This is a genomic window from Fictibacillus sp. b24 (assembly GCF_030348825.1).
GTDB lineage: Bacteria > Bacillota > Bacilli > Bacillales > Fictibacillaceae > Fictibacillus.
In genome coordinates this window covers 3,711,927-3,730,108 of the sequence record NZ_JAUCES010000005.1, presented here as the reverse complement: position 1 = coordinate 3,730,108, position 18,182 = coordinate 3,711,927, and the positions used below count along the sequence as shown (strand labels likewise).

The window sequence follows — 18,182 nt, the reverse complement described above, 5'->3', positions numbered from 1 at the left end:
GGGGCTCACCGCCCGCCCCGCGGAAAGCGAGCATCTGGAACGGAAATCAACCTCTCTCAAAGACAACAATGTCATACTAAAAAAGCTTTTAAGAAGTACTTCAACTAAAAAGAGAGTGATATTTTGAACTCTCTTTCTCTTTGCCTTTTTTAAAAGATCGAATATTAGGAATCTTCATATAACGGAGGGGTCAGGATGGAGAAGCTAGAGCAGCTATACGAAGGAAAAGCGAAACGCATCTACCGCACAACAGATGAAGAAGTAGTGTGGGTAAGCTACAAAGACTCAGCAACAGCATTCAACGGTGAAAAGAAAGCAGAAATCGCAGGAAAAGGCAGACTGAACAACGAGATCTCTTCCATACTATTTGAACTGCTGAAAGACAAAGGCATTCAGTCTCACTTTGTAAAACGCATTTCAGAAACAGAGCAGCTCGTTAAGAAGGTAACCATCATTCCCTTAGAAGTGGTTGTTCGCAACATCGCAGCAGGTTCTTTATCAAAGCGCACTGGGATTCCTGAGGGACAAATCCTTCCGCGAACAATCATCGAATTTTACTACAAAAATGATGATCTTGGAGATCCACTTATTACAGAAGAGCACATCGACATCATGAATTTGGCTGCGAAAGAACAGCTCGATCAGATTTCAGAACAAGCCATTCAAATCAACGAAGTGCTAACATCTTATTTTGCTCAGGAAAACGTAAAGCTCGTTGATTTCAAGTTGGAGTTCGGAACAGATGCAAACGGAAACTTAATGCTCGCTGACGAAATTTCTCCCGACACATGCCGTTTATGGGATGCAGAAACGAACGAGAAGCTCGATAAAGATGTATTCCGCCGTGAATTAGGAAGTTTAACAGATGCTTATGAAAAAATACTACAACGTCTAGGAGGCCTATCATGTACAAAGTAAAAGTGTATGTAACGTTAAGAGAGAGTGTATTAGATCCACAAGGCAAGGCAGTGATGAGCTCGCTTCATAAAATGGGACAGTCAGAAGTTGAAGATGTACGTATTGGTAAGTATCTGGAGTTAACACTTCAAAAAGGCGACTACGATCTAGATGAGAAAATCGTTAACATGTGTTCTAAACTTTTATCCAACCCGGTTATTGAAGACTACCGGTATGAGGTGGAGGAGGTTGTCGCACAGTGAAGTTTGCTGTAATCGTTTTTCCAGGATCAAACTGTGACACAGATATGTATCATGCTGTAAAAGACGAGCTCGGCGCAGAAGTTGAGTACGTTTGGCATGATGCAACGAACTTAAGCCAATTTGACGGTATTTTATTGCCAGGCGGTTTCTCTTACGGAGATTACCTCCGCACTGGCGCCATCGCGCAATTTTCAAACGTAATGACGGAAGTTGTAAAAGCAGCTAAAGAAGGAAAACCAGTTCTTGGCGTTTGTAACGGATTTCAGATTTTATTGGAAACAGGACTTTTACCAGGAGCGATGCGCCGCAACGAATCATTGAAATTCATCTGCCAGCCGGAAGAGCTAGTCGTTGAGAACACATCGACGATCTTCACGACTCAGTACGAAAAAGGAGAAGTGATCTCCGTTCCTGTGGCGCACGGTGAAGGCAACTATTATTGCGATGAAGAGACGCTGCAACAGCTAAAGGCAAACAATCAGATCGTATTCACGTATAAAAATAATCCGAACGGATCGGTTGAAAACATTGCGGGTATCACGAACAAAGAGGGCAATGTACTCGGTATGATGCCGCATCCGGAACGCGCGGTCGATGAGCTTTTAGGAAGCAAAGATGGTCTTAAATTATTTCAATCTATTGTGAAGAGCTGGAGGGAACGTTATGTCGCTGCAACATGAACCAACAAGTTCACAAATTAAAGAGCAAAAATTATACCGTGAGATGGGTTTAAGTGATTCAGAGTTTGAACTCGTAGAAAAGATTATCGGCAGATCTCCTAACTGGACAGAAACAGGACTGTTTTCTGTTATGTGGAGTGAGCACTGTTCTTATAAAAATTCAAAGCCTGTTCTAAGCAAGTTCCCTACGAAAGGTGAGCGCGTACTTCAAGGTCCTGGTGAAGGTGCTGGAATTGTGGATATCGGTGACGGTCAAGCGGTTGTTTTCAAGATCGAATCTCATAACCATCCTTCAGCAATCGAGCCTTACCAAGGAGCTGCAACAGGTGTCGGCGGAATCATCCGTGACGTTTTCTCGATGGGAGCGCGTCCGATCGCGATGCTGAACTCGCTTCGTTTTGGAGAGCTAGAATCACCGCGCGTGAAGTATTTGTTCGAGCAAGTGGTAGCGGGGATCGCAGGTTACGGCAACTGTATCGGAATTCCGACGGTTGGAGGAGAAGTTCAATTTGACCCGTCATATGAAGGCAATCCGCTCGTGAACGCGATGTGTGTGGGTCTGATCGATCATAAGGATATTAAAAAGGGTCAAGCGAAGGGTGCTGGCAACTCTGTGATGTACGTTGGGGCGAAAACTGGCCGTGACGGAATCCACGGTGCAACGTTTGCATCTGAAGAGCTTTCTGAAGCATCAGAAGAAAAGCGTCCGGCTGTTCAAGTTGGAGATCCTTTTATGGAGAAACTTGTTATGGAAGCATGTCTAGAGCTGATTCACAATTGTGATGCACTTGTTGGGATTCAAGATATGGGTGCGGCAGGCCTTACAAGTTCGTCTGCTGAGATGGCCAGTAAAGCGGGTATGGGAATCGAGATGAACCTTGATCTTATTCCACAGCGCGAAACAGGAATGACAGCATACGAGATGATGCTATCAGAATCTCAAGAGCGCATGCTGTTAGTTGTTGAAAAAGGCCGCGAACATGAAGTAGAAAAGATCTTCGCAAAATGGGATTTGGACTGTGTAACAGTTGGAACGGTTATCGAGGAACAAGTACTGCGCCTCACTCATCAAGGTGAGATCGTAGCAGATGTACCGGTAGATGCTCTTGCAGAAGACGCACCAGTTTATCATAAGCCATCAAAAGAGCCGGCTTATTATGCTGAGTTTCAAGCGCAAGAAGATTATATCCCAGAGATTACTAGCTTCAAGTCTACATTGCTATCTCTTCTGAAGCAGCCGACAATCGCTAGCAAAGAGTGGGTTTACAACCAGTACGATTATATGGTGCGAACGAATACCGTTGTTGCACCTGGATCGGATGCGGCCGTTGTAAGAATTCGAGGAACGAAGAAAGCTTTAGCGATGACAACAGATTGTAACTCTCGCTATCTATATCTTGATCCTGAAGTTGGCGGTAAGATTGCTGTTGCTGAGGCAGCTCGTAATCTCGTATGTTCTGGTGCACAGCCGCTTGCTGTTACAGACTGCTTAAACTACGGAAATCCTGAAAAGCCAGAGATCTTTTGGCAGCTTGAAAAGTCGGCTGACGGTATGAGCGCCGCTTGCAACAAGCTTGCAACGCCAGTGATCGGCGGAAACGTATCACTATATAACGAAACAAACGGTGTAGCCGTTTACCCAACGCCAGTTATTGGAATGGTTGGTTTGATTGAAGATACGAAACATATTGTGACGCAAGATTTTAAAGAAGCGGGAGACATCATCTACCTAATCGGTGAGAGCAAAGCAGAGTTCGGCGGAAGTGAGCTTCAAAAGATGAAAGAAGGACGCATTTTCGGTAAAGCGCCTCACATCGATCTAGAAGTGGAAGAAACAAGACAGCGTGATCTTTTAGCGGCGATTCAAAAAGGACTGATCGCGTCAGCTCATGACGTTGCAGAAGGTGGATTGTCTGTAGCACTTGCTGAGTCTGTGATGGACGGTAAAGTAGGAGCGAGCGTTACGTTAACAGATGAGCCGATCGGCAGCCTTTTCGGTGAATCTCAATCCCGTTTCTTAGTCACTGTAAAACCAGAAAATCAAGATGAGTTCCAACAGCTTGTAAAAGACGCAAAAATCATAGGTTTTGTACGTTCTGAGAGCGGTCTAGCGATTGATAATGAGCAGGGTGAAGAGCTGTTATCCTGTACGCTCCAGGAGATGCAAGACGCCTGGAAAGGAGCTATTCCATGCTTGCTGACATCAAAGGCTTAAACGAAGAATGTGGTGTTTTCGGTATTTGGGGTCACCCGGATGCTGCGCAACTAACGTATTACGGTCTGCACAGCCTGCAGCACCGCGGACAAGAAGGAGCGGGAATCGTTGTAACAGACGGTGAACGTTTACGCATTCATAAAGGAAGCGGCTTAGTAAACGATGTGTTCAGCAAAGGCGAACTAGAAGGATTGATCGGACATGGTGCAATCGGTCATGTCCGGTATTCCACGGCAGGCGGCAATGAGCTTGCCAACGTTCAGCCATTATTGTTCCGTTCGCAAACGAGCTCACTTGCTCTTGCACATAACGGAAACTTGGTGAATGCCAATGCGCTAAAGCATCAGCTGGAATCACAAGGCAGCATTTTTCAGACAACATCGGATACAGAAGTTCTTGCTCATCTGATTAAGCGAAGTGGTTACTTTACACTAAAAGAAAAAGTGCAAAACGCATTAACGATGCTAAAAGGCGCGTATGCATTCTTAGTCATGACAGAAAACGAAATGATGGTAGCACTGGACCCGAACGGACTGCGTCCATTGTCTCTAGGCATGCTTGGTGATGCGTATGTAGTCGCTTCTGAAACGTGTGCGTTTGACGTAGTTGGAGCAACATACGTGCGTGACGTGCAGCCAGGAGAACTTCTTATCATTAATGAAGATGGGTTAACGGTTGATACGTTCTCAACATCTGTTCAGCGCTCCATGTGTTCAATGGAATATATTTATTTTTCAAGACCAGACAGCAACATTGAAGGAATCAACGTTCATGCGGCGCGTAAAAGCCTTGGGAAAAAGATGTTTGAGGAAGCACCGATCGAAGCGGATGTTGTAACAGGTGTGCCTGATTCCAGTATTTCAGCTGCAATCGGTTATGCAGAGGCATCAGGCATTCCGTATGAGATCGGTTTGATCAAAAACCGCTATGTTGGCCGAACATTCATACAGCCTTCTCAAGAGCTTCGTGAACTTGGTGTAAAGATGAAGCTTTCACCGGTTCGAGGTATCGTAGAAGGCAAGCGTGTCGTGATGGTCGATGACTCAATCGTACGCGGAACGACGAGCCGCCGTATTGTGAAGATGCTGCGTGCCGCGGGCGCGACAGAGGTTCATGTGCGGATTACCGCACCGCCGATTGCTCATCCATGCTATTACGGCATCGATACGTCAGAGCGTGCAGAACTCATCGCTTCTAAGCATTCCGTTGATGAGATTCGTGAAATTATCGGAGCGGATTCATTAGCTTTTATTTCGGTTGAAGGGTTGATGGAGGGCATCGGACGCTCGAATGCAGAGCCGAACTGCGGGCAATGTTTAGCGTGTTTTACAGGACGATATCCGACAGAAATTTACCCAGATACGGTTTTACCATATGAAAAAGAGCTTGTTTAAAGGGGGAGAAGACGATGGCAGAAGCATATAAGCAAGCAGGAGTGAACATCGAAGCAGGTTATGAAGCGGTGAATCGCATCAAAAAGCATGCGCTCAGAACAAAGCGCCCAGAAGTGCTGGCAGGACTAGGCGGATTTGGTGCAATGTTCGATCTATCAGGCTTCTCGCATAAAGAGCCTGTGCTCGTTTCAGGAACAGATGGTGTAGGGACAAAATTGATGCTCGCATTTGCTGCTGATAAGCATGACACGATTGGTGTTGATGCTGTTGCCATGTGTGTGAACGACATTGTAGCGCAAGGCGCTGAACCGCTGTATTTCCTGGACTATATTGCTTGCGGCACACTTCACCCTGAGAAAATTGAGCAGATTGTAAAAGGAATTGCAGATGGCTGCGAGCAGGCAGGATGCGCACTCATCGGTGGTGAAACAGCGGAAATGCCTGGCATGTATAACAGTGAAGAGTATGATCTTGCTGGGTTTACTGTTGGAATTGCAGAGAAATCAAAGCTTATAAACGGATCTTCAATCAGTGAGAACGATGTATTGATAGGGCTTGCTTCAAACGGGCTTCATTCCAATGGTTTTTCGCTCGTTCGTAAAGTTTTATTAGAAAAAGCTGGTCTTGATTTGAACGAGCAGATTGAAGGCTTTTCTAAAACGCTTGGTGAAGAGCTTTTAACACCGACGCGAATTTATGTTAAATCATTGCTCGAAGTATTTAACCAGTTTGAAGTAAACGGTGTTGCCCATATTACAGGCGGTGGTTTTATTGAAAACATTCCGCGTATGCTGCCTGAAGGTCTTGCTGCAGAAGTGGACTATGGCTCATGGCCGGTTCCTGCAATCTTTGATCTGATCGAGGAAAAAGGGAACTTGACACGTAAAGAGATGTTTACGACGTTTAACATGGGAATTGGTATGGTGCTCTCGGTTTCAGAAGAAAATATGCTTCCAATCATCCGTCTTTTAGAAGAAACAGGTGAAAAACCTTACATCATCGGGCGCGTTAAACAAGGTGAAGGTGTGATCTTTGGCGGAGGAAGTATCGAATGAGAAAAATAGCTGTATTTGCTTCTGGAAGCGGAAGTAACTTTCAAGCGATCATAGATGCGGTTGTTGCAGGAGAGCTTCAGGCGGACATTCAGCTTTTAGTGTGCGATAAGCCAGGAGCAAAAGTGGTGGACCGTGCACGAAAGCAAGGTATTCCTATTTTTACGTTCATGCCAAAAACCTTTGCAACAAAAGCTGACTTTGAAAAAGAAATCGTAAGTGAGCTGCAAGCGTACGGAGTGGAATTCATCATTTTGGCAGGTTATATGCGACTGATCGGCGAGGTTCTATTAGGCGCTTACGAAGGCAGGATCGTCAATATCCACCCATCCTATTTGCCTGCTTTTCCTGGTAAAAATGCTGTCGGACAGGCGCTGGAAGCGAATGTTGCAGAAACAGGTGTAACCGTTCATTATGTAGACAGTGGGATGGACACTGGACCGATCATTGAACAAGTAAGAATCCCCGTATTGCCTGGCGATACAGAGATTACGCTGCAGGAGCGTATACAGAAAGCAGAACACCAATTGTACCCAGCCATCATCAACAAACTATTACAAAAAGACACCGTAGGAGGCATCGTACGATGAGCATCAAACGAGCACTCATTTCAGTATCAAACAAAGAAGGATTACTTCCCTTTGCAGAAAAACTAGCCAGTCACGGCGTAGAGATCATCTCTACAGGCGGAACGAAAAAAGCGCTACAAGACGCGGGTATCCCTGTAATCGGGATTTCTGAAGTGACTGGTTTTCCTGAGATCATGGACGGACGTGTAAAAACACTTCATCCTAAAATTCACGGCGGCCTTCTTGCTGTCCGTGACAATGATACACATAAAAAAGCGATGCAAGAAAACGAGATTTCGCCGATTGATCTTGTTGTCGTGAGCTTATATCCATTTAAAGAAACGATCGCGAAAGAGGGGACAACTTTTTCTGATGCGATTGAAAACATCGATATCGGCGGACCGAGTATGCTTCGTTCTGCAGCGAAGAACCATGCATACGTAACGGTGGTTGTAGACCCGAAAGATTATGGTACAGTTGCGGGTGAACTTGAGAGTGCAGGGGCGGTAAGTGAAGAAACGCGCCGCAGACTTGCAGCGAAGACGTTCCGTCACACAGCAGCATATGATGCGCTAATTGCTGAATATTTAACAACTGCTGTAGAAGAAGAGCATCCAGAATCGTTTACAGTAACTTATGAAAAGAAACAGGATCTTCGTTATGGCGAGAATCCTCATCAGAAAGCAGCTTTTTATGCAACACCTTTGAGTTCAACGCTTTCTTTAACAGATGCTGAACAGCTTCACGGTAAAGAGCTTTCATATAACAACATCAACGACGCAGATGCAGCGCTTTCTATTGTAAAAGAGTTCACTGATCCTGCAGTTGTTGCCGTTAAGCATATGAATCCATGTGGAGTGGGAACAGGTGCGACCATTCTTGAAGCATATACAAGAGCTTTTGAAGCGGACCCTGTTTCAATCTTCGGAGGAATCATTGCAGCTAACACTGAAGTGGACGCTGAAACAGCTCAGAAGTTAAGTGAGATCTTTCTAGAAATCATTATTGCTCCTTCGTTTACAGATGAGGCGTTACAGATTCTAACGAAAAAGAAGAACATCCGTTTATTAAAATTAGATTTTACAGAGAGAAATGGTATCGTGAAAAAAATCACAACCGTTTCTGGCGGAATGCTCGTTCAAGATGAAGATGTATTCGGATTAGATGATGCGAACGTCACGATTCCTACAAAACGTCAGCCGACTGAGCAAGAGTGGAAAGATTTGAAGCTTGCGTGGAAAGTTGTAAAGCATGTTAAATCAAACGCGATCGTTTTAGCTAAAGATGAAATGACGGTAGGCGTTGGTGCAGGTCAGATGAACCGTGTTGGCGCAGCTAAGATTGCCATTGAACAAGCAGGCGATCGTGCACAAGGCTCAGCATTAGGATCAGATGCTTTCTTCCCGATGGATGACACGGTAGAAGCAGCGGCACGCGCTGGCGTAACAGCAATCATCCAGCCAGGCGGATCCATCAAGGATGAGGATTCTATCAAAAAAGCAGACGAACACGGAATTACGATGGTATTCACAGGAGTAAGGCACTTTAAGCATTAATCCTTTTCAGAAGGTTGTTTAGCTGAAAGTAGTTGATTTCCGCTCCTGCGTCTACAAATTTATGCTAACGAAGTGACTTCCTCGTCGCATGCCTTGCGAGAAGCTTCTCATGTGGCAGGCAACCTTACGCTACAATCAACTTGCTAGAAGAAGAAAAGAAAACGTCTTAAAAGCAACAATCTTATAGAAAAGGGTCTTTCCTTTTCTTCTAAGATGGGTTGATAGGAGTGCAAGGTGCGAGACTCCTGCGGGACAGGCGGGCGGGTGAGACACTTATACGTGAAACGTACGAATGTGGCTCACCGCCTGCCCCGCGGAAAGCGAGTACCTGAAACGGAGATCAACAGCTTTCAAAAACTTCGAAGCTAATAAAGGAGGTAGCATCCATGAACGTTCTTGTAATTGGGAAAGGTGGACGTGAACATGCACTCGTGTGGAAGTTTGCGAATAGCCCGAGTGTTACACAAGTGTTTGCTGCACCAGGAAACCCAGGTATGGCGGAACAAGCAACGTGTGTTTCCATAAAAGAAAACAACATTGATGAGCTTGTGTCTTTTGCAAAATCTGAAGAGATTGCTCTGACGTTTGTAGGTCCTGAAGTACCTCTTCTAGACGGGATCGTAAATCGTTTTAAAGAAGAAGGACTTGTGATTTTCGGTCCTTCAAGAGAAGCTGCACAGATTGAAGGCTCAAAATCGTTTGCAAAAAACCTTATGAAAAAGTACGGTATTCCAACGGCATCTTCTGAAACGTTTACGGATTACGATAAGGCACTTTCTTATGTACGAGAGAATGGGGCGCCGATCGTATTAAAAGCGGATGGACTTGCTGCGGGCAAAGGCGTTATTGTAGCTGCAACACTAGAAGAAGCTGAAGAAGGACTTTACGAATTGATGGTAGACAAGCGTTTTGGGGCGGCGAGTGAAAAAGTCGTCGTTGAAGAATTTCTTGAAGGTGAAGAGTTTTCATTAATGTCATTCGTACATGATGAGATCGTACTTCCGATGGAAATTGCGCAAGATCATAAACGTGCCTATGACGGTGATAAAGGTCCAAACACAGGGGGAATGGGGGCATATTCTCCTGTGCCGCAAATTCCAGCATCCGCTGTTCAAAAAGCGATTCAAGAAATTGTACAGCCAACGGTTTTAGCCATGAAACAAGAAGGAACACCTTTTACTGGAATTCTATATGCAGGCTTGATTTTAACATCAGAAGGTCCAAAGGTGATCGAGTTTAACGCGCGTTTTGGTGATCCTGAAACACAGGTTATCCTGCCTCGGCTGGAAAACGATCTATCAGAGCTGTTATTATCTCTGTTAGACAGTAAAAAGCCGGAGCTTCAATGGTCTGAAGAATCCGTACTTGGCGTTGTTCTAGCTTCTGATGGATATCCTGTTTCATCCTCTGAACCTCAAGTGATCGAAGGACTTCAAAATATAAAGAACGAAACGAGTGTGTTTCATGCAGGTACGAAATCTGCGGATAATTCTCTTAAAACAGATGGCGGCAGAGTGCTATTAGTTGCTTCTAAAGGAAAATCGCTAAGTGAAGCACAAGAAAAGGTGTACGCTGAAATGAGGAAGATTACGTGCGAAGGATCATTTTACCGTAAAGATATCGGGTTTAAAGCTATTTCACACGTTTCTTCTTAATAAAAACATACGAGATGGCGATAATTCCGCCGATGAGCAGGATATATAGAAATGCGGTGTCCATTAAGTATTCTGAGCTCATGGTTCTGTTGACCTCCTTTTTAAAGTTTTTGGCTGACTGACAGCGGACTTCATTCTCCGCTCGTTCGTCAGCCTTCTTCTATTGGATTAGGATGTGATGTTGCTGAATCTGTGTTGGGTGCTGCTGTCTGTGTCAGTTTAGGCGGTTGGATGATGGACAATGGTTTCCAGCGACGCAGCAGCTGCATGCCAACGAAGATTCCAATACCAGCTGCAGCATAAGTTACATAAGGTACTGCACTTTGACCGCCATCAGCAAATTCAAACAATCTGCCTCCTAAAGAGTTTCCGATCGCTTCACCTATACCAGTAAAAACACTTGCTAATCCAAAGAACATTCCAAGAAACTTTGCCGCTGCAAGCTGAGATATAGAAGTATCCAATGTCGGCATGATCAACATCTCACCTGTAATAAAGATAAGCCCGGCAAACACGAAGAAAAACAGCGTATTCGCAAAGTACAAGCTTCCAAGTGATAAACCGATGCAGATCGTTCCTAAACCTACAGCAGTTAAGGGGTGGATGTTGCGGATGATATTTTTGGTGATAAGTGTCTGCACTAAGATAACCGTGATGCTATTAATGGTCCAAATAATGCTGATATCTTTTCCGTTGGCCAACACATTTTCAGCACGAAGCGGAAGCACTAAAGCGAACTGAACGTAAAGTGCCCAAACAAAGATCGTAGCGATAACAAACATGAGAAAGGGAATGTTTTTTAACGCTTGCCTGTACTCACTCCATTTCACCTCACCGCAATTCTCATCCCCGCACCCTGGCGGCAAGAAGAACCAGCTGATCATGCTCGCGCCTAAATAAATGACAGCAGCCGTAATAAAAATTAGCCTCGAATTATTTGTAAACAAGGCAAACACCATTAACCCCGCAATTGCCATACCGATATTTGCGAAAATACCACGAAGTGAAAACGCAGTAGACCTCATGTCATCTTTCACGAGTGAAGAAATAAATGCTTTCGTTGAAGGTGCGTTTAGCCCTAGACCTAATCCGCTAACTGCTGCTGTTAACAGAATGAGAGAATAGGTTGAAAAATAAGCGAAACCAATTAGCCCTCCAGCTCGTATAAGAGCACCTAATGCAATAATAAAACGCCTGCCTGTCCGGTCAGCAAATACGCCGCCGACCACACTTCCGACCTGCATAAAAACGGAAATGACAGCTAGCGTAAACCCAATCTGTGCTGCCGTTAAACCTGTTTCCACCTTTAAAAGGATGGGCAATACAGGCAGAACAAGATAAGAACCTAGATGAGTAATAAAGACAACGACCAATAAACTAAAAAGCGGTTTGTTGCCTTTTAAAATAGAATGAGTCGGCATGATGTTCCCCCTTCGGATTAAGAAGGATTAAAAGGTGAACCTTCCTTTGCGATATTACCTAGATCCATGTCGTTCATTTCTTTGCTTTTGTGAAGCAGATCCGTCATTGGGCAGTAGCGAACGATTCCTTCTGCCACTTTCATTGCCGCCATTAGTATCATTAAAATATACGATTCTTTGTATGGCTTGCGTGTAAGTTTTGCCGTATAAACCGATAGCAGTGTTAAGCCGGCAATAATCCGAATCATGCTGTTAACTAAACCAATATTTTGTCTCATAAAGATACTCCCTTCGATTTCACCAATTTGCTTGATGAATATGGTATTCTTGAAAAAACGAAATTTTCAGAGAAGACAGGTGATCCAACATGAACCAACACATCGCGTTTTGGACAAAAGCGCAAATGCGCAAACAAGTGGCTGTCATCCAAGGTGAATCGGCACCGTCACTTGTCTTAAAAAACGCTGTTTATTTAAACACAGCCTTAAAAAAATGGGTAAAGGCAAATATTTGGATACTTCAAGACCGTATTATCTATGTGGGCGACAAGCTGCCTGCAAAAGACTCCGGAACGGAATTTACGGATCTCGAAGGTAAGTTTGTTGTGCCTGGATATATTGAACCGCATTGTCATCCGTTTCAACTTTATAATCCCCAGTCGCTCTCCCGATATGCATTGCAACGCGGGACGTCTGTATTTTTAGCCGATAACTTTATGCTGCTTTTTGAAATGAGTATTTCGAAAGCGCTTTCTTTTATGGAAGACGTGAACGATCTGCCGTCTAATTTCTTTTGGTGGTGCCGATATGACGCGCAAACCGAGCTTTTAGAAGAAGAGAATTATTTCTCTGAAAAATCGGTTAGACAGCTGCTTGAAAGCCCGTATGTTCTTCAAGGCGGAGAATTAACAAGCTGGCCGCGCGTACTGCAAGGTGATGATACATTGCTTCACTGGATGCTGAAGACGAAGAAAGCGGGTAAGAAGATCGAAGGCCATCTGCCAGGTGCATCAGAAAAAACGTTAACGGCGATGACATTGCTCGGGGTAGATTGTGATCATGAGGCAATGACTGGTACGGAAGTGATGGACCGATTGAACGCTGGGCTCCAAGTATCTCTTCGTTATTCATCGATCCGTCCAGATCTGCCTAAGCTTTTACGCCAGATGAAAGAAGAAGGCATCACGAACTATGAGCGAATCTTTTTTACAACGGACGGTTCAACACCAGCGTTTTATGAAGAAGGTGTGACTGATAAAATGCTTGAGATCGCGCTTGAAGCTGGAATCGATCCAGTTGATGCGTATATGATGGTTTCCTATAATGTGGCGAGATATTATGGCCTGGATCACCTTTTTGGAATGGTGGCTCCTGGACGTGTGGCGCATTTGAACATTTTAGATGATATTTCGAATCCTCTACCTGTTTCTGTTTTGGCTAAAGGAAAATGGATGAAGCGTGATGGTGAGGATGTTAGTGAAGACAAAGACTTTGCGTTTGATTGGGAAGGGCACGGTATACGAAAAAGAGAGATCAATTGGGATCTTCACGACGAAGACTTTCAGTTTTCTGGTCTCGTTGGAATAGAAATGTACAATAGTGTCATTACTCGGCCATATAATGTATCGATCAATCCTTTTTCTGAAGAAATTAACGAAGAATCGGATGAGTGCTTCTTAATGCTGATTGATAAAGATGGCAAGTGGAGAACGAACACCATCGTGAAAGGTTTTGCCAAGAATCTGTATGGCTTTGCGAGCTCCTATTCCAACACCGGAGATCTGCTCATAATCGGTAAGAGCAAAAAAGATATGGCAGTGGCGTTCGAGCGATTGAAAGAGGTCGGCGGTGGCATCGTGCTTGCTGAAAAAGGCGAGATCGTTGCTGAAATAAAACTTCCGTTAGCGGGAGGAATGTCGAATCTTGGTATAGAAGAACTAGTACAAGAAGAAAAAAGGCTGACGAATGCCCTAAGAGAGCGCGGGTATCAGTACGAAGATCCAATCTATTCTCTTCTGTTCTTTTCTTCCACACACTTGCCATACATCCGCATTACGCAAAGAGGCATTTACGATGTAAAAAAGAAAGGGTTACTCTTTCCTTCGATTATGCGTTAATATAGAAAAGGATTGGGCAAAATAATACGATACAAAGGTAGTGAGCCCAATGAAAAAGTGGTACATCATCTTGATGGCGATCATCACAGTATTAACGCTGTCTGCATGTAAAGACGCAAGAGATAAAGTATTAGAAGACGGTAAAGTAGATAAAGCTGAAGCATCTGATTCAAAGAAAGATAAAAAAGAAGAGACCTACGCTTCTGTATTTCCGCTGACTGGCTTAGGAACGAATGATGAGGTCGACCACCGGGCGGTTGCTGTTATGGTAAACAACCACTCGAAAGCAAGACCTCAATCAGGACTTCATAAAGCAGACATTGTGTACGAAGTATTAGCTGAGGGGGAACTTACTCGTTTTCTAGCGATTTTCCAAAGTGAAATGCCGGACGTGGTAGGCCCAGTTCGGAGCGCAAGAGACTATTATATTGAACTCTCAGAAGGCTACAACTCGTTATTCGTAGCACATGGCTTCAGTCCAGAAGCGAAAGAGATTCTCTATAGCGGCAGAGTCGATCATTTGAACGGAATGGACTATGACGGCAGTCTTTTTAAACGAGCTGATTTTAGAAAAGCACCTCACAACTCTTACATCACCTATGAAAATATTGAAAAAGGGATGAAGAAAATCGGAGCTGAAGACTCGGATGATCTAGACATGCTTCCGTTTCTTACGAGTAAGGGTGCTTCAGATATAGAGGGAACACCAGCGGATGAAGTTACGATTTCGTATAAAGGTGGAGATACGGTAGGTTTTACGTACTCTGATAAAAAGAAGACGTACGCGAGAAGCAGCAACAATGAACCGACTATAGACCGCGAAACCGAAACGCCAGTCACTGTAAAAAATGTATTCATTGTTGAAGCGGCCCACCGTGTAATCGATGATGCCGGCAGACGTGAGATCAACTTAACGTCAGGCGGAGATGCTATTCTAATACAGAACGGTGTCGCACAAAACATTTCGTGGAAAAACGATAACGGAAGAATCGTTCCGGACGGCGGGGCGTTTGTTCCGGGTAAAACATGGATTAACATTGTACCGAGTGGCATGGCAGATTCGGTTAAGATGCATTAAAAAAGGAGTGCATGTTACATGCAAATTGATAAACTGCGAGGAAAAGCGCTAGATCAGCTGTTTGAATCAGTTCTATCGCTAAAAGATATGGAAGAATGCTATCGTTTCTTTGATGATCTTTGTACGATGAACGAGATTCAATCTCTGGCGCAAAGACTTGAAGTAGCGCGCATGCTGCGTGAAGGAAAGACATATCACAAGATCGAGAGTGAAACGGGTGCGAGTACTGCGACGATTTCACGCGTAAAACGCTGTTTGAATTTCGGAAACGACGCTTATGCGATGGTGCTTGACCGCGTTCATGAAGAGGAAGAAGCGAAATAACCTGCCAATTTGGTGGGTTTTTTTGTTAGTGCTTGGAGGCGGGAGAGTGGAGTTAATTGTTGTGTATGCGGTCGTATTATGATGGATTTTGTAGACTCGCCGATATATGGCCGAAATTCGCCGGATTAACTCAAAAACTCGCCGTATTATAGGCGAAACTCGCCGGAATAATGCCAGAATTTCTAGTATTATGTTCAATTGCCGAGCCAAAACATCTTTTTATTGACAAAATGTAATACACTTATTATATTTGTATGTACAAACAACATAAAAATGTAAAAGAGGTGCTTCAAATGCCCGAAAAGTATCTAGAAAACTGTCTGTATTTTACCGTGAACAAGCTTTCTCGCGTTATTACAAAAATGGCAGAGGAATCGTTCAGGCCGACTGGCATTTCTCCAACGCATGGTTTTCTCATGATGCTTGTGAACAACAAGCCTGGGATTTCACAATCAGAATTGGCGGAAGAACTTCATATGACACCAAGTACGATTACGCGATTTGTTGATAAGCTTGTCGCTAAAGGACTTGCAGAACGCAAAGTGCAAGGGAAGATGTCGCACATCCATCCAACACAAGCTGGCATCGAGATTCAAACCGAACTCGAAAAAGCGTGGAAGGACTTATTCCGAAACTACTCTGATATTTTAGGAGAAGAAGAAGGAAAAGCACTAACAAAAGCTACGCATCTTGCAGCAGGGCAGCTCGATTCTTAAATGAGCTCTCTTTTACAATAATAGTTGTTTGTACAACCAAATGAAAATAAAAAATAGTGCTCTTTTCAAACAGATTGTTGCTTTTAATTTTTTGTTCACTTTCTTCACTGACAAGTTGATTGGAGTGGAAGGTGCGAGACTCCTGCGGGACAGGTGGGCAGGTGAGACACTTAAGAGTGAAACGTACGAATGTGGCTCACCGCCTGCCCCGCGGAAAGCGAGCAGCCTGGAGCGGAGATCAACTACTTTCACAAGCATCAATGTATACGAAAACAGCCTAATACAAAGGAGAGCTATAAATGAAAAAAACATTAGTCATCATCGCGCATCCCAATCTACAAACATCTACCGTAAACAAAAGATGGGCTGAAGAAATTGAAAAGCAAGACCATGTAACGGTACGCAAGCTTTACGATCTATACCCGGATGGAAAAGTAAACGTTGAAGATGAACAGCGCATGCTGCTGGAGCACGATCGCATCGTACTCCAATTTCCGTTCTATTGGTACAGCTCGCCGTCACTGTTAAAAGAATGGCAAGATGCTGTGCTTTTATATGGATGGGCATATGGACCTGGTGGAGATTCACTTCATGGAAAAGAGTTAGTGATTGCGATTTCAACAGGAGGTCCGCAAGTTTCTTATCAAGCAGGAGGCTACAACCACTATTCGATTAGTGAACTGCTGAGACCGTTCCAAGCGACTTCTAATTTAATCGGAACTCGTTACATTGCGCCATTCGTATTCCATAGTGCGATTCGTGCATCAGAGGAATCGGTTGAACAAAGCGCAGCAGAATACGTCTCTTACGTTTTAAATCCTGAAATATAATTTAGTTAAATTCATTTTTCATCAAGCTCATCTGGACTTGGTCGCGGCAATTTCCGCGGATCCATTCAGCCTGCCGGACAATGCCTTCTGCCTGAAAGCCGAGCCGGCGGGCGAGCTTGATGCTTTTTTCATTTTGAACCGCGGCGCGAAGCTCAACACGGTTCAGCATTAACGTATAATACGCATACATAAGCATTCCTCTTACCGCGCGATGAGCGATTCCGCGGCCCTCAAATCCTGTACCAACCCAATAACCGAGCATGCCGGACTGGTTGTGCCATTTTAAATCATACAAAGCGACAGAACCTGCAACTTGTCCGCGATACCAAATAAACAGAACGATATCGGTCTGTTCTTTCATCTTTTTATTTACTGTTTTAATAAACTGTTTCATTTCACCGTTTGACTGTGTATAATCCACCCAGCTGATCCACGGGCCTAGGTGCCGCCGTGAATGCTCGAGCAATCTGTAAATGGCATCTGATTCTTTAACGTCTGCTTGCTTTAGCATGATTTCATCGTCAATATGCCACATAAGCACAGGCATTCCTCCTAAAAACGAGTATGAACTTCACAATCTTTCCACATGATGAATCATAGAGTGAGAACTTTATTTTTGATATAATGCAGAAGTACAGAATCGGCCTGTTGTAAATAGCAGGCACGGGTTGTTTTAAATAGGAAAGGAAGAACACAATGTTTGATTATCGTAAATGGAAGCATGTGTTTAAGCTTGACCCAGATAAAGAGATCAGCGAAAGCGACCTTGAATTGATTTGTGAGAGCGGAACGGATGCTGTTATCGTTGGCGGATCTCTTGGGGTTACGCTTGATAATACATTGGACCTTATGTCGCGCATCCGCAGATATGCGGTTCCTTGTGTGCTTGAAGTATCCAACATTGAATCACTAACACCAGGATTCGATTTTTACTATATACCTACCGTATTAAATGCGAAGGATGCTAACTTTATAACAGGTCTTCACACAGAAGCTTTAAAAGAGTTCGGTGACATCATGAACTGGGACGAGATTATTACAGAAGGTTATTGCATCTTAAACCCGGATTGTACGGCAGCTGAGCGATCGAGTGCTGACACAAGTCTCTCGGAAGATGATGTTGTAGCATATGCCCGCATGGCCGAGAAAATGTTCAAGCTTCCGATCTTTTATTTGGAATACAGCGGTACGTATGGTGATGTTAATATCGTAAAAAAAGTGAAGAACGTGCTTGAAGATGCTGTTTTATATTATGGAGGCGGAATCACATCAGCTGAACAAGCGGGTGAAATGGCAGAATTCGCTGACACGGTAGTAGTCGGGAATATCATCTATGACGATCTAAACGCAGCTATTGAAACGGTTAAAGCCGTTAAGGGTAAAAGTTGATAAAATCTCAAAAATGAGTGAAAATAA

The 18,182-nt window shown here is 44.0% G+C and carries 21 protein-coding genes; 17 read left to right on the top strand and 4 right to left on the bottom strand.

Translation table 11 applies throughout. The features are described from left to right. Positions 1–195: 195 nt before the first annotated feature. From purC to purD, 10 genes are all read left to right on the top strand, one after another. Positions 196–918 (top strand): phosphoribosylaminoimidazolesuccinocarboxamide synthase, encoded by a 723-nt coding sequence (purC, locus tag QUF49_RS19560; RefSeq protein ID WP_289497362.1) that lies wholly within the window; start codon positions 196–198, stop codon positions 916–918. Continuing rightward, entirely contained in the window at positions 906–1,160 is a 255-nt protein-coding gene (gene purS, locus QUF49_RS19555; protein ID WP_137791366.1) for a phosphoribosylformylglycinamidine synthase subunit PurS, read from the top strand. The genes purC and purS overlap by 13 nt, the downstream gene beginning before the upstream one ends. After that, positions 1,157–1,840 carry a phosphoribosylformylglycinamidine synthase subunit PurQ gene (purQ, locus tag QUF49_RS19550; protein ID WP_289497361.1) on the top strand — a complete coding sequence of 228 codons (684 nt, stop codon included), beginning with the start codon at positions 1,157–1,159 and terminating at the stop codon, positions 1,838–1,840. The genes purS and purQ overlap by 4 nt, the downstream gene beginning before the upstream one ends. Next, positions 1,824–4,055 (top strand): phosphoribosylformylglycinamidine synthase subunit PurL, encoded by a 2,232-nt coding sequence (purL, locus tag QUF49_RS19545; protein WP_289497360.1) that lies wholly within the window; start codon positions 1,824–1,826, stop codon positions 4,053–4,055. Before purQ ends, purL begins: the two co-directional genes overlap by 17 nt. Then, positions 4,031–5,449: an amidophosphoribosyltransferase gene (purF, locus tag QUF49_RS19540; RefSeq protein ID WP_289497359.1), complete on the top strand. Its 1,419-nt coding sequence runs from the start codon at positions 4,031–4,033 to the stop codon at positions 5,447–5,449. The genes purL and purF overlap by 25 nt, the downstream gene beginning before the upstream one ends. Positions 5,450–5,463: 14 nt before the next feature. Further along, positions 5,464–6,504 (top strand): phosphoribosylformylglycinamidine cyclo-ligase, encoded by a 1,041-nt coding sequence (purM, locus tag QUF49_RS19535; protein WP_289497358.1) that lies wholly within the window; start codon positions 5,464–5,466, stop codon positions 6,502–6,504. Next, the gene (purN, locus tag QUF49_RS19530) at positions 6,501–7,091 is read left to right on the top strand and encodes a phosphoribosylglycinamide formyltransferase (RefSeq protein WP_289497357.1); all 591 of its coding nucleotides are present in this window, start codon (positions 6,501–6,503) and stop codon (positions 7,089–7,091) included. Before purM ends, purN begins: the two co-directional genes overlap by 4 nt. Continuing rightward, positions 7,088–8,626: a bifunctional phosphoribosylaminoimidazolecarboxamide formyltransferase/IMP cyclohydrolase gene (purH, locus tag QUF49_RS19525; RefSeq protein ID WP_289497356.1), complete on the top strand. Its 1,539-nt coding sequence runs from the start codon at positions 7,088–7,090 to the stop codon at positions 8,624–8,626. The genes purN and purH overlap by 4 nt, the downstream gene beginning before the upstream one ends. Before the next feature lie 234 nt (positions 8,627–8,860). Further along, complete coding sequence (locus tag QUF49_RS19520) at positions 8,861–8,995, top strand: hypothetical protein (protein ID WP_289497355.1); 135 nt, start codon at positions 8,861–8,863, stop codon at positions 8,993–8,995. A 17-nt stretch (positions 8,996–9,012) separates the two neighbouring features. Next, complete coding sequence (purD, locus tag QUF49_RS19515; RefSeq protein WP_289497354.1) at positions 9,013–10,281, top strand: phosphoribosylamine--glycine ligase; 1,269 nt, start codon at positions 9,013–9,015, stop codon at positions 10,279–10,281. Here the strand turns inward: purD and QUF49_RS20830 are convergent. The 3 genes from QUF49_RS20830 to QUF49_RS19505 form a co-directional block, all read right to left on the bottom strand. After that, positions 10,259–10,363 (bottom strand): EYxxD motif small membrane protein, encoded by a 105-nt coding sequence (locus QUF49_RS20830; RefSeq protein ID WP_353958323.1) that lies wholly within the window; start codon positions 10,361–10,363, stop codon positions 10,259–10,261. The two genes, purD and QUF49_RS20830, sit on opposite strands and share 23 nt — an antisense overlap. Positions 10,364–10,430: 67 nt before the next feature. Next, entirely contained in the window at positions 10,431–11,702 is a 1,272-nt protein-coding gene (locus QUF49_RS19510) for an MFS transporter (RefSeq protein ID WP_289497352.1), read from the bottom strand. Between the two features lie 17 nt (positions 11,703–11,719). After that, a complete protein-coding gene (locus tag QUF49_RS19505) occupies positions 11,720–11,980 on the bottom strand; it encodes a YgaP family membrane protein (RefSeq protein WP_066242825.1) in 261 nt (86 codons plus the stop codon). An 89-nt stretch (positions 11,981–12,069) separates the two neighbouring features. On the opposite strand from QUF49_RS19505, the gene QUF49_RS19500 reads away from it, so the two are divergent. The 6 genes from QUF49_RS19500 to QUF49_RS19475 all read left to right on the top strand — a co-directional run bounded on the left by QUF49_RS19500 (position 12,070) and on the right by QUF49_RS19475 (position 16,766). Continuing rightward, positions 12,070–13,818: an adenine deaminase C-terminal domain-containing protein gene (locus QUF49_RS19500; RefSeq protein ID WP_289497351.1), complete on the top strand. Its 1,749-nt coding sequence runs from the start codon at positions 12,070–12,072 to the stop codon at positions 13,816–13,818. Between the two features lie 49 nt (positions 13,819–13,867). After that, positions 13,868–14,896 (top strand): DUF3048 domain-containing protein, encoded by a 1,029-nt coding sequence (locus QUF49_RS19495; protein WP_289497350.1) that lies wholly within the window; start codon positions 13,868–13,870, stop codon positions 14,894–14,896. An 18-nt stretch (positions 14,897–14,914) separates the two neighbouring features. Then, positions 14,915–15,220, top strand: coding sequence for a YerC/YecD family TrpR-related protein (locus tag QUF49_RS19490; protein WP_066242834.1), 306 nt, complete (start codon positions 14,915–14,917; stop codon positions 15,218–15,220). 254 nt (positions 15,221–15,474) lie between these two features. Beyond that, positions 15,475–15,936: a MarR family winged helix-turn-helix transcriptional regulator gene (locus tag QUF49_RS19485; RefSeq protein WP_289497349.1), complete on the top strand. Its 462-nt coding sequence runs from the start codon at positions 15,475–15,477 to the stop codon at positions 15,934–15,936. 131 nt (positions 15,937–16,067) lie between these two features. After that, positions 16,068–16,217, top strand: coding sequence for a hypothetical protein (locus QUF49_RS19480; protein WP_289497348.1), 150 nt, complete (start codon positions 16,068–16,070; stop codon positions 16,215–16,217). 18 nt (positions 16,218–16,235) lie between these two features. Next, complete coding sequence (locus QUF49_RS19475; protein ID WP_289497347.1) at positions 16,236–16,766, top strand: NAD(P)H-dependent oxidoreductase; 531 nt, start codon at positions 16,236–16,238, stop codon at positions 16,764–16,766. A gap of 1 nt (position 16,767) precedes the next feature. Here the strand turns inward: QUF49_RS19475 and QUF49_RS19470 are convergent, their stop codons facing one another. Then, positions 16,768–17,301, bottom strand: a complete 534-nt coding sequence (locus tag QUF49_RS19470) for a GNAT family N-acetyltransferase (protein WP_289497715.1) — start codon at positions 17,299–17,301, stop codon at positions 16,768–16,770. A 161-nt stretch (positions 17,302–17,462) separates the two neighbouring features. Between QUF49_RS19470 and QUF49_RS19465 the strand changes: the two genes are divergently transcribed. Continuing rightward, positions 17,463–18,155, top strand: coding sequence for a heptaprenylglyceryl phosphate synthase (locus tag QUF49_RS19465; RefSeq protein WP_289497346.1), 693 nt, complete (start codon positions 17,463–17,465; stop codon positions 18,153–18,155). Positions 18,156–18,182 lie beyond the last annotated feature (27 nt).

Coding starts and splice junctions, on each gene's coding strand:
- purC (WP_289497362.1), top strand. CDS start 196: ATGGAGAAGCTAGAGCAGCTATACGAAGGAAAAGCGAAACGCATCTAC.
- purS (WP_137791366.1), top strand. CDS start 906: ATGTACAAAGTAAAAGTGTATGTAACGTTAAGAGAGAGTGTATTAGAT.
- purL (WP_289497360.1), top strand. CDS start 1,824: ATGTCGCTGCAACATGAACCAACAAGTTCACAAATTAAAGAGCAAAAA.
- purF (WP_289497359.1), top strand. CDS start 4,031: ATGCTTGCTGACATCAAAGGCTTAAACGAAGAATGTGGTGTTTTCGGT.
- purM (WP_289497358.1), top strand. CDS start 5,464: ATGGCAGAAGCATATAAGCAAGCAGGAGTGAACATCGAAGCAGGTTAT.
- purN (WP_289497357.1), top strand. CDS start 6,501: ATGAGAAAAATAGCTGTATTTGCTTCTGGAAGCGGAAGTAACTTTCAA.
- purH (WP_289497356.1), top strand. CDS start 7,088: ATGAGCATCAAACGAGCACTCATTTCAGTATCAAACAAAGAAGGATTA.
- purD (WP_289497354.1), top strand. CDS start 9,013: ATGAACGTTCTTGTAATTGGGAAAGGTGGACGTGAACATGCACTCGTG.
- QUF49_RS20830 (WP_353958323.1), bottom strand. CDS start 10,363: ATGAGCTCAGAATACTTAATGGACACCGCATTTCTATATATCCTGCTC.
- QUF49_RS19510 (WP_289497352.1), bottom strand. CDS start 11,702: ATGCCGACTCATTCTATTTTAAAAGGCAACAAACCGCTTTTTAGTTTA.
- QUF49_RS19505 (WP_066242825.1), bottom strand. CDS start 11,980: ATGAGACAAAATATTGGTTTAGTTAACAGCATGATTCGGATTATTGCC.
- QUF49_RS19500 (WP_289497351.1), top strand. CDS start 12,070: ATGAACCAACACATCGCGTTTTGGACAAAAGCGCAAATGCGCAAACAA.
- QUF49_RS19495 (WP_289497350.1), top strand. CDS start 13,868: ATGAAAAAGTGGTACATCATCTTGATGGCGATCATCACAGTATTAACG.
- QUF49_RS19490 (WP_066242834.1), top strand. CDS start 14,915: ATGCAAATTGATAAACTGCGAGGAAAAGCGCTAGATCAGCTGTTTGAA.
- QUF49_RS19485 (WP_289497349.1), top strand. CDS start 15,475: ATGTACAAACAACATAAAAATGTAAAAGAGGTGCTTCAAATGCCCGAA.
- QUF49_RS19475 (WP_289497347.1), top strand. CDS start 16,236: ATGAAAAAAACATTAGTCATCATCGCGCATCCCAATCTACAAACATCT.
- QUF49_RS19470 (WP_289497715.1), bottom strand. CDS start 17,301: ATGTGGCATATTGACGATGAAATCATGCTAAAGCAAGCAGACGTTAAA.
- QUF49_RS19465 (WP_289497346.1), top strand. CDS start 17,463: ATGTTTGATTATCGTAAATGGAAGCATGTGTTTAAGCTTGACCCAGAT.